This window comes from Parafrankia elaeagni (assembly GCF_000374165.1).
In the GTDB taxonomy this organism is placed as follows: Bacteria; Actinomycetota; Actinomycetes; order Frankiales; family Frankiaceae; genus Parafrankia; species Parafrankia elaeagni.
The window spans coordinates 242,900-256,656 of record NZ_KB893670.1 but is presented as its reverse complement, the minus strand read 5'-3'; the positions used below and the strand labels follow the sequence as shown (position 1 = coordinate 256,656).

Sequence of the window (13,757 nt, the reverse complement as noted above, 5' to 3'; positions counted from 1 at the left end):
TCAGCCAGCTCAGGCGCTGCCCGGCGGCCGCGCCGTTTCGTCCCGGCGGTGGAACGCTGGAACCGGTTCCTGCTCCTCGCCGCCGGCCTGTTGCTGCTCGGCGCCGGAGTCGTCGTGCTCCTGGCAGGGGCCGGCGTGTTCGGGGCGGCGGTCGAGAACCGGCCCGTGCTCGGGCCGGACGTCCGGTCGTTCGCCGCCGCCCACGGGTGGTTCTGGCCCGCGCTCGGTGTCGTGTTCGGGCTGCTGGCGCTCTGCGCCGTCGGCTGGCTGGCCGCACAGCTGCGAACGGGGCGGTTGCGTGGCCTCTTTGTGACCGATGACGCGTTGGGCGGTGTGCGTGTCGGGTCTGCCGCACTGGCCGACGCGGTCGTGGACGACCTGGTCGGCAACCCGGTCGTGCGGGCGGCCCGGGTGGTCGTCCGGGGCCGGCCGCGCCGTCCGGTCCTGCAGATGAGCATCGAGACGGACGCCGGAGCCGACGCCCGCGCGCTACGCGCCGACGTCGAGGGCCGGGTACTGCCCCGGGCGCGCCGGGCCCTGGGCCGCCCTGACCTGGCGGGTGAGATCGAGATCGGGGTGGACGCGGGTTCGCCCGCCCGGGTGCGCTGACTCTCCGGACGGGCCCCGCCGTCACCGGCCGCCGGGTGGCTTTGTAACCTGGTGGGTGCTGTGGGGCGGTGGACGGCACGGTGGTCCCCGGCGACACGACACCTGTCAGGTGTTGACAGCAAAGCTTCCGGTACTGTTGAGGACCGCGTCACTGCGCGGTCCGCCTCTGTCCCTAGACCGTCGTGCCCCTAGAGCGTCGTGCCCCTGAACGTCGTTGCTACCTGACGTCGTGCCCCCGAACGTTGCCGGCCCTGAACATCACCCTGCGGGTGAGCAGCAGGCGCCGAGTCCCGTTTTTGTCGAGAGGATGAGCACCCCCATGTCCGAGGTCCGCATCGCCGCGGAGCCGCGCACCGAGTTCGGGAAGGGCGGGGCTCGTCGCACCCGCCGGGCCGGCAAGGTCCCGGCTGTTCTCTACGGTCACGGCAAACCACCGCGTCACATCGCGCTGCCCGCGCACGACCTGCTGCACGCGTTCAAGACCGACGCCGGCACCAACGTCCTGCTGACGCTGGAGCTGTCCGGGGTCACGGAGCTGGCGCTTCCCAAGGAGGTCCAGCGCCACCCGATCCGCGGCAGCTATGAGCACCTCGACCTGGTTCTGGTGAACCGCGGCGAGATGGTCACGGTCGAGGTCTCCATCGTCCTGACCGGTGACGCGCACACCGACACCCTGGTCGACCAGCAGGTCATGGCCCTCTCGGTGAAGGCTGACGCGACCGCGCTGCCCAGCACGATCGAGGTCGACATCACGGGCCTGGAGCCGGGGCACGGCATCGCCGCCTCCCAGCTCGAGCTGCCGAGCGGCGTCGAGCTCGAGGCCGACGCCGATCTGGTCGTCGTCCAGGGCCTGGCCAAGAAGACCGCGGCGCAGCTCGAGACCGATCTGGGTGAGGGCGGCGCGGCCGAGGGCTCCGAGGGCACCGAAACCGCCTCGGCCTGAGTGTTCCGGCGAGCCGCATGGACGTGTCTGGCAGCGACGGGCCCTGGCTTGTCGTCGGGCTCGGCAACCCCGGCCCGGGCTATGCGGGGAACCGGCACAACATCGGTTTCATGGTGGTGGAACTGCTGGCCGAGCGCACCGGCGCTCGGCTGCGGTCCCACCGCGCGCGGGCTGACGTCGACCAGGTACGCCTGGCCGGCCAGCCTGCGGTACTCGCCCGGCCCCGGACGTTCATGAACGTCTCGGGGCCGCCCGTGGCGGGTCTGCGCGCCTTCTACAAGACCGACGTCGCACGGGTGATCGTCGTGCACGACGAGCTGGACATCCCGTTCGGTGTGATCCGGCTCAAGCGCGGCGGCGGTGACAACGGGCACAACGGGCTGCGGTCGATCACCTCCGCGCTGGGCTCGCGGGACTACCTGCGGGTTCGGGTGGGCATCGGCCGCCCCCCGGGCCGGATGGACCCGGCCGACTTCGTTCTGCGCGACTTCAGCACCGTCGAACGCAAGGAACTCCCCCTCCTCGTCGACAGCGCCGCTGACGCCGTCGAGTCACTGGTCCACGAGGAGCTCTCGGTGGCCCAGAACCGCTTCCACGCAGGGTGACCGGGCCCGGTCACGCCGGGTGTCGACCATGTTCGGCCGCGGGGCATCCGGGTAAGTTGGGTCAGCCCTGACAACTCTGTGAACCACTGCGGGGTCGGGTCCCGGTCTGCTTGCCGGCGTGACCCGGGCGGCAGTCGGGAGGAGCGTGCGCGCCGGTGACCCGGATCCATGAGCTGAGCGCCCGATGCTCGCGCTGACGCCCGGCCGGCCGCTCGAGGGCAGCGCCTACACGGTGGTTGCGCTGGGTGCGCACGCGGACGATGTGGAGATCGGCGCCGGCGGCACGATCGCCCAGATGATCGAGGCGCATCCGGGCACGGTGGTCCACTGGGTGGTCTTCGCCGGCAGTGGCGATCGGGGCTCCGAGGCCGAGGCCAGTGCCCGCGAGCTGCTCGGCGCGTCGCTCGGGTCACTGCACCTGCACGAGGTGCGGGACGGCTTCCTTCCCCGCGAGTGGAGCGGGGTCAAGGAGATGCTGCTCCAGATCTCCCGCCAGGTGACGCCGGACATCGTCTTCGCGCCGTCCCTCGGTGACGCCCATCAGGACCATCGCATGCTTGCCGAACTGGCCTGGCAGGCCTTCCGCGGCGCGCTGATCCTCGGCTACGAGATCCCCAAGTGGGAGGGCGACCGGGGCACGGCGAACCTGTACGTCCCCGTTCCCGAGCCGGTGGTGGCGGCGAAGGTGGAGCATCTCCAGCGGCATTTCCGCAGCCAGCACGACCGCGTCTGGTTCGACGAGGAGACCTTCCGCGCGATGATGCGCCTGCGGGGCGTCGAGTGCGGCAGCCGCTACGCAGAGGCCTTCGACGCGCGGAAGCTGACGCTCGTCTGGTGACCGCCGGCCGCCAGGGTGACCACGGCCGCCACGGCCGCCACGGCCGCCACGGCCGCCACGGCCGCCACAACTGCCCGCGCCGGAACGGCGATTCCCGCCGGCGCGGGGACAGCTCCGGCTAGGTGGCTGCCCGCTCGGTGACCCGGGCGGTCTCGCCGGGGCGGCTGGCGAGCATGCCGCGGATGCGGGCGATCAGCGTCGCGTGGTCGAGCTCCCGCAGGACGAACTCACGGCCCGCGGTGCCGATCTCCGCCGCGAGCCACGGGTTCTCCAGCAGCCCGCAGATGGCGTCCGCGAACGCTCCCGGGTCGTCCGCCACGAGCAGGTGCTCGCCCGGGCGCCAGCCCAGGCCGCGGCTGCCGGTCGGTGTGCTGACCACCGGCGTGCCGGCGGACATCGCCTCGATCGCCTTGATGTTGACTCCGGAGCCGGAGCGCATCGGGTTCACCGACACGGTGGCGCCGGCGACGTAACCGACCACGCTCGGGACGTTCGTGTGCAGCTCGACGCCCTCGAAGCCGCCGAGCCAGTCGGCCAGGCCGTCCTCGGGGCGCCGCCCGACCACCTGCAGGGTCGCGGAGGGGTGCCGCATCAGGACCGTGGGCCAGCAGCCGCCGAGGAACCACCGCAGCGCCTCGATGTTCGTCGGGGTGTCGAGCGAGCCGACGAACACCAGTGTCTCGGGGGCCCGCTCGATGCTCGTCAGCCCGCCGGCGGCCCGCGCGGCGGCGACCGTGCTGGCGGGCAGGAACGGCGGCAGGTGGTAGGTGGGGACGCTCGCCCGCGCCTGGCGCCACTCGTGGTCCTCGACGGAGATGTCGGCGATCGCGTTGATCAGCGGCGAGTGGTGCATCTCCTGCTCGGCGAGCCGCAGCTTGTGGTACTCCAGCTCGTAGGCGACAGCCCGCGGCCCGGTGGAGCTGCGCGCCAGAACGCGGAAGAACTCCGAGTCGATGTTGTGGGCGCGCACCAGATGGGGCAGCCGCCAGATGCGTGCGATCTCCTCGCCCAGATGGGACGTCCGGCAGCTGTAGCTGATGACGGCGTCCGCGCGCGGGGGCGTGTGTTCGAGCGCGCGGCGCAACGGGCCGACAGGGCGGGACGCGTGGATGAACGGCCGCGGGGAAAGGTGCGCGAGCGGACTGTCGTCGCGGGGAAGCCGGATAACGGCCGCGCCGGGGACGGCCTCCTCGTAGGCGGCGATGTCCAGATCGGTGCGGGACGGCACCAGAACCTGCATCCGGATACCGGCCGCGGAGGCCGCGGTGAGGAAGCTGAATGTCTCCACCCGACCGCCGGCGTCCGAGGGCAGGAAGGGTTCCTCGACTACGACGATCCAGCGTTCGGAGTCGCTCATCCCAGTCACTTTAGACCGGTGGCCGACACCACCGCCAAGCGGTCCACAGGTGGCGGTTCGGTCACCGGCGGTGCGGTGGAGGCATCAGACTTTGGTGGTATCGGCAGGTATCGGCGCGCTGCCGGGACGGCATGTCTCGTTTCCCCGTGATTGCGGGCGGGGAACAGTGCGGGTCCTGCGGCGACATGCCGGAGCCCCAGGTCGGAATAAGGCGCGAAACTGCCGGGACGTCAGGGTTCCGATGGGTGACGTCGCGGTCCCGATGGTAACAACGCCCGGGGGCCTCTCTGCGGGCGCGCAAGGGCACCGCTACGGTTATGCCATGACAGGAGCTCGTGCGTTCGGTAAGGGCACCGCGATCGCGGCGCTCGGCGCGACCGCCGTGTACGGTCACGTTCTGTATCCCGCCTATATCGGGCACCGCAGCCGTGGGCTCACACCGTCACAGCCCGAGGAGCCGGCGGTCTGGCCCGGGCTGAGTGTGGTGGTCTCCGCCTACCGCGAGGCCGCCGTGATCGGCACGAAGCTCGACGAGCTCGCCGGCACGGACTACCCCGGCCAGATGGAGATCATCGTCGTCGCCGATGACGCGGAGACGGCCACGGCCGCCCGCCGGCCCGGCGTCCGGGTCCTGTCCTCGGGTGAGCGGCTCGGCAAGGCCCGGGCGGTGAACCGCGGGGTCGCGGCGGCGAGCCACGACGTCGTGGTGCTCACCGACGCGAACGCGGTCCTCGCGCCGCACGCGCTGCGTGCCGCGGCCCGCCACTTCTCGGACGAGACCGTCGGCGCGGTCGCCGGGGAGAAGCAGGTCGACGACCCGGCGGGCGCCCAGGGCTTCTACTGGAAGTTCGAATCCTGGCTCAAGCAGTGCGAGTCCGCGACCGGCGCGACCATCGGCGTGGTCGGCGAGATGCTCGCCTTCCGCCGCAAGGCGTTCCGGCCGCTGCCGGCCGACACCGCGGTCGACGACGCCTGGCTGGCGCTGGACATTCTCGAAAGTGGCCTTCGTGTGGTCTACGAGCCCGAGGCGTACTCGATTGAGACGTCCGCGCCCGACTACGAGGCCGAGTGGGAGCGCCGCACCCGCATCGTCGCCGGCAACCTCGACATGCTCTGGCGGCGGCGCGGCGCGCTCGTCCCCGGCGCGCTGCCGGTGACCTCGCAGCTGTGGGGGCACCGTCTTGTCCGGTCGTCGTTCGGGCCGATGGCCCATGTCGCGCTGGTCGCCCTCAGCGTGCCGGCCGCCCGGCACAGCTGGGCCGCCCGGGTCTTCCTGGCCGGCAACGCGGCCGGCGCGGCCAGCGCCGGGGTGCTCATGAAGGGCGGGACACCTCCCGGCCCGACCCGCCTCGTGGCCCAGGTGTTCTTCCTGCAGGCCGTGGCACTCGGCGGCGTGCGGCGCTTCCTCGCCCACGACCGGCCCGCGGTGTGGCCCAAGCCCGAGCGGCAGGCCCCGCCCGGCCAGGCGCCGTCCCCGACGCAGCTCCCGGCCGCGGTCGAGCCCACCACCGGCCCAGCCACCCAGGCCTCCAGGGCAAGCTGAGAGGAACGACCCCGTGCCGGACAACGCCCCCGCGCCTGCCACCCCGGCCGCGCCCGACACCCGGCCGGCCGTGCCGGGCTGGTCGTTCGAGCTGTCGCTGGTCAGCTTCCACAGCCGCGACCAGCTTGAGCAGATGTTCGAGACGCTGCCGCTCGACCTGCCCGTGGTGGTCGTCGACAACGCCAGGGGTGTCGATCACGTCGACGAGCTCGTCGCCCGGCGGCCCAACGGCCGGTACATCGACTCGGGCGGTGGGAAGGGCTTCGCGAAGGCCTCGAACATGGGGATCCGGACGTCCGCCTACGAGTACGTCGTGCTCGGCAACCCGGACAGCCGGCCCACCCTCGAGGTCATGCAGGCGCTCGTCGACGACCTGGAGCGCGACCCGGAACTGGTCGTCAGCGCGGCCACGATGCAGGGCACCGACGGCCGGCCCGAGCTCGGGAACGGCGGCTGGGAGCCGACCCCCCGGCGTGTCCTCATGCACGTCCTCGGCGCGCACAAGGTCGCTCCCTCGTCGGCGCTGTTCGCCCGTCCGACACCGAACCAGCCGTTGAACCCCGAGTGGCTGACCGGCGCCTGCATGGCCGTGCGCCGCAAGACGTTCCTCGAGCTCGGCGGCTTCGACGAGACCTTCTACGTCTACAACGAGGACATGGCCCTCGGCCGGGCGATCAGGGAGGCGGGGCTGCGCCAGCAGCTGCGCACCGACCTGCTCGTCCCGCACGGAGCGGGCGGCTCCGGCGCCGGCAAGACCTGGATGCTCCAGATGCGCGGCGCCTCGATGGTCCGCTACCTGCGCAAGCACAACGCCCCGGCCCGGGTGAACGTCATGCGCTCGATGCTCGTCGCGGGCTACGCCGGCCGGACGGTGCTCTCCCGTGCCCGAGGTCGGAAGGCGACGGCCGACGAGCATGCCGCCTACATCAAGGGCCTCCTGGTAGGCCCCCCGCCGCGCTGAGCCGTTCCGGGTAGGGCCGGCTCCGGCGACGTGTGCGCCGCTGCGGCCCCGGCGGGTCAGTGGGGGGTGCGCCAGCCGCGGGTGTCGACGGGGACGTCCCGTCCGCTCTGCCAGGACGGTGGTGCCGGCGCGAGAGGCCCGGGCGGAGGCACCGGCCAGGCCGGCGGGACCGGCAGGGTTCCTCGCGGCAGGGGCTGACCGGGCAGCGGGTTGTTCGTCAGCGTGTGGACCGGCGCGGGCGTCCTTCCCCGGCGGCGGGCCCGGCGGGCCGCGAAGCGGTCGCCGAACAGCATGTACGCGAGCGTCCCCAGCAGCACGCCCTCCACCACGGCCAGGCCGAGCATGAGCAGCCAGACCTCGATCGAGGGTCCGTCCGAGCCCTCGGCAGCCTCGGCAGGCTCGTCGGCGCGCTGGCCGGGCGGCGTGCCCGGTGCCGCGGTGGGATCGTCCAGCGCCGTCGCGGGCCGGGGGGCCGGAGCCGCCAGCAGCGGGTTCGCGGCCACGCGGGGGATGTCGGCGGTCAGCGCGGCGACCGGATCCACCAGCCCGAAGCCATAGCGGTCGTCGCGCCCGGGCGGGCCCATGTCGAGCGCCGTGCGGATCAGCCGGTTGACGACGTTGGCCCCGTCGAGACCGCTCAGCTCCGACCGGACCAGCGCCGCGACCCCCGCCACGATCGCGGCGGAGTTGCTGGTGCCGCCGCCCGTGTCGAGCCCGTCGCTGGAGACCCGGACCGGCACCGGGGCCCTGATCCCCGGACCGGGCGCCGCCAGCACGGCCTCCGGCCCCTGGACGGAGCCACCCCAGAAACGGCCGCGGTAGTCCGATCCGGTCACGGCGATCACACCGGGGATGTTCGCGGGCGAGTTCACCTCGGTGTCGCCGGGCTCGGTGTTGCCGGCGGAGGCGACCACGACCACGTCGTGGGCGAGGGCGTACCGGACGGCGCTCGCCTCCCGGGACGTCGCCTCCCCCACGGAGCCGAGGGACATGCTGATCACGCCGGCGCCGCGGTCCACCGCGATCCGGATCGCGCGGGCGACCTCCTCGGAGTCCGCTTCGGCGCCGGTGGAGATGGGCAGGATCTTCGCCTTCGGTGCCACCCCCCAGACGGAGGGGTCACCGACGTCCGCGCGTGCCGCGACGATGCCGGCCATCGCGGTGCCGTGGCCGTCCGGGTCGTCGTCCCGCAGCCCGTCGGGTGCGGCGTCCGGGCCGATTCCGTACCCGGGCAGTAGCTGGCCGCGCAGCTTCGGATGGGTCGCGTCCACGCCGCCGTCGATGATCGCGACGATGACGCCCTCGCCCAGGGTGAGCTGCTGGGCGTCGGTCAGGCCGAGCGTCTCGTGGTACCACTGCCGGCCCTCGGCGGAGAACCCGCTGGACCGCGGGCTGCCCGGAGGCGAGCTGGACACCATCGACGGGGGTGACGGCGGGGTGCCTGCCGCCAGGCTCGGCGCGGCGCCTGCTGTCAGGACGGCCGGCAGCATCAGTACGGCCAGTGGCACCGTGCGCAGGGCCCTGGACGTCCGCCCGGGCCGGGCATGGCTGCCGTGTCGGTGAGCCCTCACTGCCTGACCTGCCTTTGCGCGCTCCATGAGCGCGGACCGGGAGCGGTGCATCACGCCATCAACACGTACATGCTGTGGAGGCGAGCCTTCCACATTCGCGGGATTGTGCAGCCGTTTGTCCGCGAGTCGACAGACTGTCCGGGGTCAGGGCGCACGTCCGCAACCGTTTATGGTGCTGGTCACATTCTTTTGGCGTCGCCGGGAAGGGCGGCCGTGCGCCCGCGCCGCCGCGAGCCGCTCTTCGGGCGTCCTTCCGAACAGTCGGCGGTCGACCGTACGTCGTTGCTCTTCGTGACTGGTTGTGGACGGGTGGATTCGTGCCGGCTCCTGACCGGGCCCCGTTGGCCGGCTTCGGCAGGCGCTGGTCAGGCGGTACCGCGGTGGCCGCGCCGGGCCCGGCAGTTTCTTCCGGCGCGGTGGTGGCGAGGCGGTCCGGAATCCGCTCCGATCCGCTGACCAATGTCTTCGCTGGTATGAGTCCGCGGCACTCGAAGGCGCCGCCCGGATTACTGCGTGGGTCAGGGACAGTTGCGAGGCTCCGGCGCGGTCGACACCGGCGGGAATGACACGCCGACCTGCCGGATCAATGCGTTCGACGGCTTCGGGAGCTGGCCTCCGGCTGTTCGCGGGCGTTCCTCGGGCCGCCGTTCAGGCGTGTCGCGGGCCGTATCAGCCCGGGGTCCCAGGGCGGCCGCGCGGGCGGGCTGCGTCGCTGGCGGCGTTGCGGTCCGGCCGGGCGGGAGATCGCCGGCACCGGTCCGGGGCGATGCGCCGCCGCGAGTGGGAAAAGGTGCTGGCGGCGATGAACGGCGCTGTGTCGGGGCCCGCGGTCGAGGCGCATTGAGCGGTATTCGGGTAGCGCCTCGTGTGATCCTGCCGCGGCATTTCCGGGAACCGTTCTCCGGCACCGTTCCGCGCGATCGGCGGGCGGGGAACACCGGCGAACCGGCCGGGTTCCGAACGGGCGCAGCCGGCGGGCTGGGGAGCGCGGGGCAATGGTCGCGGGATGGTCACCCGGGCCCCGGCAGGCCGGCCGCGGCGCGGGGCGGCGCCTACCTCGTGGCGCCCGGCCGCGTACCCGGCTGGGCGCCGGGCGGACGCCGGCGCCGGGGCCAGGACCGCCCGAGGCCGGTGCCGGTGACCGATGATCGTCGAGGATGGTGGCACCGAAGTCCGTGCCGGGTGGCGCTATGCGCAGAGTGGCCGTCGCCAGACGGACAGGAACGGAACGGGGCGTCGCTCAGGTGTCGTCGGACCACCTCGGTACCTTCTGGGGTCGGAACGTTGGGTCATGTGTGAATCCCGCGTGCCGTCGTCGAGATCGGGAGGACTCGCGGATGAAGGTGCTCGTCACCGGCACGGAAGGCTACCTGGGCTGCCTGCTCGCGCCGGAGCTGCTGCGCGACGGTCACGAGGTGGTCGGCGTGGACACCGGCTACTACAAGTACGGCTGGCTCTACCGCGGGACCGACCGCGTGCCCTACACGCTCGACAAGGACCTGCGGAACCTCACCGTCGAGGATCTCGCAGGTGTCGACGCCGTCGTCCACATGGCGGAGCTGTCGAACGACCCGCTGGGCGCCCTCGCGCCGGACGTCACCTACAAGGTGAACCACCAGGGCTCCGTGCGGCTGGCGAAGCTCGCCAAGGAGGCGGGCGTCCAGCGCTTCGTCTACATGTCGTCCTGCAGCGTGTACGGCGTCGCCACCGGCGAGGACGTCACCGAGACGTCGCCGGTGAACCCGCAGACGCCCTACGCGGAGTGCAAGGTCTACGTCGAGCGGGATGTGGCGCCGCTCGCCGACGACACGTTCTCGCCGACCTTCCTGCGCAACGCGACCGCCTTCGGCGCGTCCCCGCGGATGCGTTTCGACATCGTGCTGAACAACCTGGCCGGTGTCGCGTGGACGGCCGGCGAGATCGCGATGACGTCGGACGGCACCCCGTGGCGGCCGCTGGTCCACGGCCTCGACATCGCGAAGGCGATCCGCTGCGTGCTGGCGGCACCCCGGGACGTCATCCACAACCAGATCTTCAACGTGGGCGACAGCGAGCAGAACTACCAGGTGAAGGAGATCGCGGACGCGGTCGCCACCGTGTTCACCGGCTGCCGGCTGAGCTTCGGGGACAACGGCGGCGACAACCGCAGCTACCGTGTGTCCTTCGACAAGATCGCGAACCAGCTTCCCGGCTTCGCCTGCGACTGGGACGCCCACCGCGGCGCCAAGCAGCTGCACGAGGTCTTCAGCCGCATCCAGCTGGACGAAGAGATCTTCACCGGGCGCGGGCACACCCGCCTCAAGCAGCTCCAGTACCTGATCGGCACCGGGCAGGTCGACGCCGAGCTGTTCTGGACCGCCTGATGATCCTGCGCCCGACGGCTGTCGAGGGCGTGACGATCGTCGACGTCGAGGCGTTCACCGACGCCCGCGGGCTGTTCGCCCGCACCTTCTGCCAGGAGGAGTTCGCCGCCGCCGGGCTGGAGGTGGCCGTCGCCCAGTGCAGCGTGGCCTACAACCGGCTGGCCGGCACGGTGCGCGGCATGCACTGGGCGGGGGAGCCGGTACGGGAGACGAAGCTGGTCCGGTGCACCCGCGGCGCGCTGCTGGACGTGGTGGTCGACACCCGGCCCGGTTCGCCGACCTACCTGCGGCACGTGTCGGTCGAGCTGACGGCCCAGAACCACCGGGCGCTGTTCATCGCGGCCGGGCTCGCGCACGGCTACCAGACCCTGGTGGACGACACCGAGGCCACTTACCAGATGAGTGTGCCGTTCACTCCCGGGCACGACCGGGGTGTGCGCTTCGACGACCCGCGGCTCGGTATCGCCTGGCCGCTGCCCGTCTCGGTGATCTCGGACAAGGACCGTGCCTGGCCGCTGCTTCCCGCCACCGACGTACCGGGCGGCGGGACCGCCCCCGCCCCCGCGGGCGCACCTGCCGGTCGGAGCGCCTGACGGATCCCTCACCACCGTCGTCCCGGCCGCGCCGACTCCACCCGCTTTCCGGCTGCCCTCGACCACCGCCGGAGTGGGAGGAGGCGGGTTCGTGCCGGGGTGGCGGCAGGGGCCGGGCCCACCGAGATGCCCGGCGTGCTTGCCTCAGGTCAACTCCATGCGTGTGTGACACTCACGTGACGGGAAAGGCGCCTGCGGTGGGTGCGTCCTGGGCAGGACCCGGACAGCGCGGCGCAGGTGCGGATCGCGAGCGCGACGGCGGCAGTCGGGAGCCGCGGCGACGGCGATCAGCACCGCGGCGGCGGGCGCCTGACGACAGCGAGCGTAGAGAAGGCGGCGGGCGGCGTGAAAGTGGCGGGGCGTCATCAGGGTGGCGGGCACGGGAAGGCACCGGAAGGCGGCGAAAGTCGTGACAGTGGCGAAAGCGGCACCCGGCGTGGCGGCTCGCAACGCTGAGTAGCGTGGAGGTGGTCCGGACACGACTGAAGGCCGTCGTGCCGTCGACGTCATGATTCCGTACGAGGCCGGGTCCTCGTCTCGGGCCACTGCGTCTCGGGCCACTGCGTCTCGGGCCACTGCATCCGAACCGTCGCATCCGAACCGCCGCTCACCGGTCACCGCCCGTAGGTGACCTCGAACAGGGGAACGCATGTCATCCGGAAGCACAGCAGAAGGAAGCCCGGCCGGGGCGGGGTTCGCGGTCCCGGTCACCGCCTGCAGGTCCTGCGACGGGCCGGCACCCCGCCTCTTCCTGTCGCTGGGTGCCACCCCCGTCGCCAACCGGCTGGTCAAGGCCGACGCGCTCGGTGCCACCGACCCGGTCCTCCCTCTCGAGGTCGGCTTCTGCGAGCAGTGCGCGCTCGTCCAGCTCACCCACGCGCTTCCCGCCGACGAGATCTTCGACGCCGACTACCCGTACTTCTCCTCGTTCTCGGACATGCTCGTCCGGCATTCGGAGAAGCACGTCATCGATCTGATCGCCAGCCGTGACCTCGGCCCGGACAGCCTCGTCGTCGAGGTCGCCAGCAACGACGGCTACCTGCTCAGGGCATTCGTCGAGCGGGGCATCCCGGTGCTGGGCATCGAGCCGACCCCGGGCCCCGCGGCCGCCGCCCGCAGGGCGGGCGTGCCCACCCGGGAGGAGTTCTTCGGGGCCGACCTCGCCCGCGCGCTCGTCGCCGAGGGCCTGAAGGCGGACGTCATCATCGCCAACAACGTGATGGCGCACGTCCCAGACCTGAACAGCTTCGTCGAGGGCTTCTCGATCCTGCTCTCCGACGACGGCGTCATCGATGTCGAGAACCCCGGTGTCGGGGCGCTGCTGGCGAACAACGAGTTCGACACCGTGTACCACGAGCACTTCTGCTATTTCTCCACCATCGCGGTGGACGCGCTCATGCGCCGGCACGGCCTCGCTCTCGCCGGCGTCGACGAGTTCCCGGAGCTGCACGGCGGCACGCTGCGCTGGCGGATGCAGCACCAGGCCGCCGCCGAGCCCGCCAGCTCCGTCGCGACCGTCCTCAACGGCGAGCGCGCCGCCGGCCTCGGCACGTTCGACCGGTACGTCAGCTTCGGTGAGGACGTGCGCACCCTGCAGACCGAGCTCACCGAGCTGCTGCGGTCGCTGCGCGCGGACGGGAAGACCATCGCGGCCTACGGCGCGGCCGCGAAGGGCGCCACGCTGCTGAACTCGACCGGCATCGACCACACGCTGATCGACTTCGTGGTCGACCGCAACGTCCACAAGCAGGGCAAGTACATCCCCGGCGCGCGGATCCCGATCCTGGATCCGGCCGTGCTGCTCGAGCGCCAGCCCGACTACCTGCTGCTGCTCGCCTGGAACGTCAGGAAGGAGATCATCGCCCAGCAGGAGGAGTACGCGGAGCGGGGCGGGCGCTTCATCGTCCCCGTGCCCCGCCCGGTCGTGCTCTAGGAAAAGCACCCGACCAGGGAACGCTCCACACAGGGAACGCTCTACAAGGGAAGCGGTACCCACCGAAACAATGACACCAGTGTCGGCAACCACCCGGTTGCGCCCCGCACCCCGTGGCCCGGACGTCCCGGGTGGATCGGGGTGTTCGGCGTGACCGATCTCGGCATGGAGCCGAGGACGGCCGGCGGCGAGGACGACGATCTCCCCCCCGAGAGGCCGCCAGGCGATGCCGGCACCACGCAGTACGTCCCGCGTCTCCCGCGGCACCCCCGTTCCGGGCCGGAGACGCCGGAGCAGGGGGTGCCCAAGCCCGATGGACGGTGGCAGGTCGACACAGGTGGGCGGTCCGGCCAGGGCGGCGCACGGCCGATTTCGGACGTCCAGGTGGGGACCCCGGTACCGCGCAACGTCCCGTCCCGGGGCAGCGGGCATCCCGGCGGC

General features: G+C 72.2%; 11 protein-coding genes. 9 read left to right on the top strand and 2 right to left on the bottom strand.

From position 1 onward, the window contains the following. The first annotated feature begins 48 nt into the window (after window positions 1-48). From B207_RS0101090 to B207_RS0101075, 4 genes are all read left to right on the top strand, one after another. Window positions 49-609, top strand: coding sequence for a hypothetical protein (locus B207_RS0101090; protein WP_018634660.1), 561 nt, complete (start codon window positions 49-51; stop codon window positions 607-609). Window positions 610-928: 319 nt separating this feature from the next. Then, on the top strand, window positions 929-1,552 hold the full coding sequence (locus B207_RS0101085) for a 50S ribosomal protein L25/general stress protein Ctc (RefSeq protein WP_018634659.1): 624 nt from the start codon (window positions 929-931) through the stop codon (window positions 1,550-1,552). Between the two features lie 17 nt (window positions 1,553-1,569). Beyond that, a complete protein-coding gene (gene pth, locus B207_RS0101080) occupies window positions 1,570-2,157 on the top strand; it encodes an aminoacyl-tRNA hydrolase (RefSeq protein WP_018634658.1) in 588 nt (195 codons plus the stop codon). A gap of 184 nt (window positions 2,158-2,341) precedes the next feature. Further along, window positions 2,342-2,995, top strand: a complete 654-nt coding sequence (locus B207_RS0101075; RefSeq protein WP_018634657.1) for a PIG-L deacetylase family protein — start codon at window positions 2,342-2,344, stop codon at window positions 2,993-2,995. Window positions 2,996-3,113: 118 nt separating this feature from the next. Here B207_RS0101075 and B207_RS31985 read toward each other — a convergent pair whose 3' ends face one another. Next, complete coding sequence (locus B207_RS31985; RefSeq protein WP_018634655.1) at window positions 3,114-4,352, bottom strand: glycosyltransferase; 1,239 nt, start codon at window positions 4,350-4,352, stop codon at window positions 3,114-3,116. Between the two features lie 322 nt (window positions 4,353-4,674). On the opposite strand from B207_RS31985, the gene B207_RS0101060 reads away from it, so the two are divergent. Both B207_RS0101060 and B207_RS0101055 read left to right on the top strand, forming a co-directional pair. Continuing rightward, a complete protein-coding gene (locus B207_RS0101060) occupies window positions 4,675-5,895 on the top strand; it encodes a glycosyltransferase family 2 protein (RefSeq protein ID WP_018634654.1) in 1,221 nt (406 codons plus the stop codon). A 70-nt stretch (window positions 5,896-5,965) separates the two neighbouring features. After that, window positions 5,966-6,856, top strand: coding sequence for a glycosyltransferase (locus B207_RS0101055; protein ID WP_026310542.1), 891 nt, complete (start codon window positions 5,966-5,968; stop codon window positions 6,854-6,856). A gap of 56 nt (window positions 6,857-6,912) precedes the next feature. Here B207_RS0101055 and B207_RS31980 read toward each other — a convergent pair whose 3' ends face one another. Next, the gene (locus tag B207_RS31980) at window positions 6,913-8,427 is read right to left on the bottom strand and encodes a S8 family serine peptidase (protein ID WP_326828382.1); all 1,515 of its coding nucleotides are present in this window, start codon (window positions 8,425-8,427) and stop codon (window positions 6,913-6,915) included. A 1,337-nt stretch (window positions 8,428-9,764) separates the two neighbouring features. On the opposite strand from B207_RS31980, the gene B207_RS0101045 reads away from it, so the two are divergent. From B207_RS0101045 to B207_RS0101035, 3 genes are all read left to right on the top strand, one after another. Beyond that, window positions 9,765-10,790: an NAD-dependent epimerase/dehydratase family protein gene (locus B207_RS0101045; RefSeq protein WP_018634651.1), complete on the top strand. Its 1,026-nt coding sequence runs from the start codon at window positions 9,765-9,767 to the stop codon at window positions 10,788-10,790. Then, window positions 10,790-11,383 carry a dTDP-4-dehydrorhamnose 3,5-epimerase family protein gene (locus tag B207_RS0101040; RefSeq protein ID WP_018634650.1) on the top strand — a complete coding sequence of 198 codons (594 nt, stop codon included), beginning with the start codon at window positions 10,790-10,792 and terminating at the stop codon, window positions 11,381-11,383. The genes B207_RS0101045 and B207_RS0101040 overlap by 1 nt, the downstream gene beginning before the upstream one ends. Window positions 11,384-12,032: 649 nt before the next feature. Then, window positions 12,033-13,316, top strand: coding sequence for a class I SAM-dependent methyltransferase (locus tag B207_RS0101035; RefSeq protein WP_018634649.1), 1,284 nt, complete (start codon window positions 12,033-12,035; stop codon window positions 13,314-13,316). Window positions 13,317-13,757 lie beyond the last annotated feature (441 nt).

What these genes read in the sequence shown, in the direction of transcription:
- B207_RS0101085 (WP_018634659.1), top strand. Translation starts at nt 929, where the DNA reads ATGTCCGAGGTCCGCATCGCCGCGGAGCCGCGCACCGAGTTCGGGAAG.
- B207_RS0101045 (WP_018634651.1), top strand. Translation starts at nt 9,765, where the DNA reads ATGAAGGTGCTCGTCACCGGCACGGAAGGCTACCTGGGCTGCCTGCTC.
- B207_RS0101035 (WP_018634649.1), top strand. Translation starts at nt 12,033, where the DNA reads ATGTCATCCGGAAGCACAGCAGAAGGAAGCCCGGCCGGGGCGGGGTTC.
- B207_RS0101060 (WP_018634654.1), top strand. Translation starts at nt 4,675, where the DNA reads ATGACAGGAGCTCGTGCGTTCGGTAAGGGCACCGCGATCGCGGCGCTC.
- B207_RS31985 (WP_018634655.1), bottom strand. Translation starts at nt 4,352, where the DNA reads ATGAGCGACTCCGAACGCTGGATCGTCGTAGTCGAGGAACCCTTCCTG.
- B207_RS0101075 (WP_018634657.1), top strand. Translation starts at nt 2,342, where the DNA reads ATGCTCGCGCTGACGCCCGGCCGGCCGCTCGAGGGCAGCGCCTACACG.
- B207_RS0101040 (WP_018634650.1), top strand. Translation starts at nt 10,790, where the DNA reads ATGATCCTGCGCCCGACGGCTGTCGAGGGCGTGACGATCGTCGACGTC.
- pth (WP_018634658.1), top strand. Translation starts at nt 1,570, where the DNA reads ATGGACGTGTCTGGCAGCGACGGGCCCTGGCTTGTCGTCGGGCTCGGC.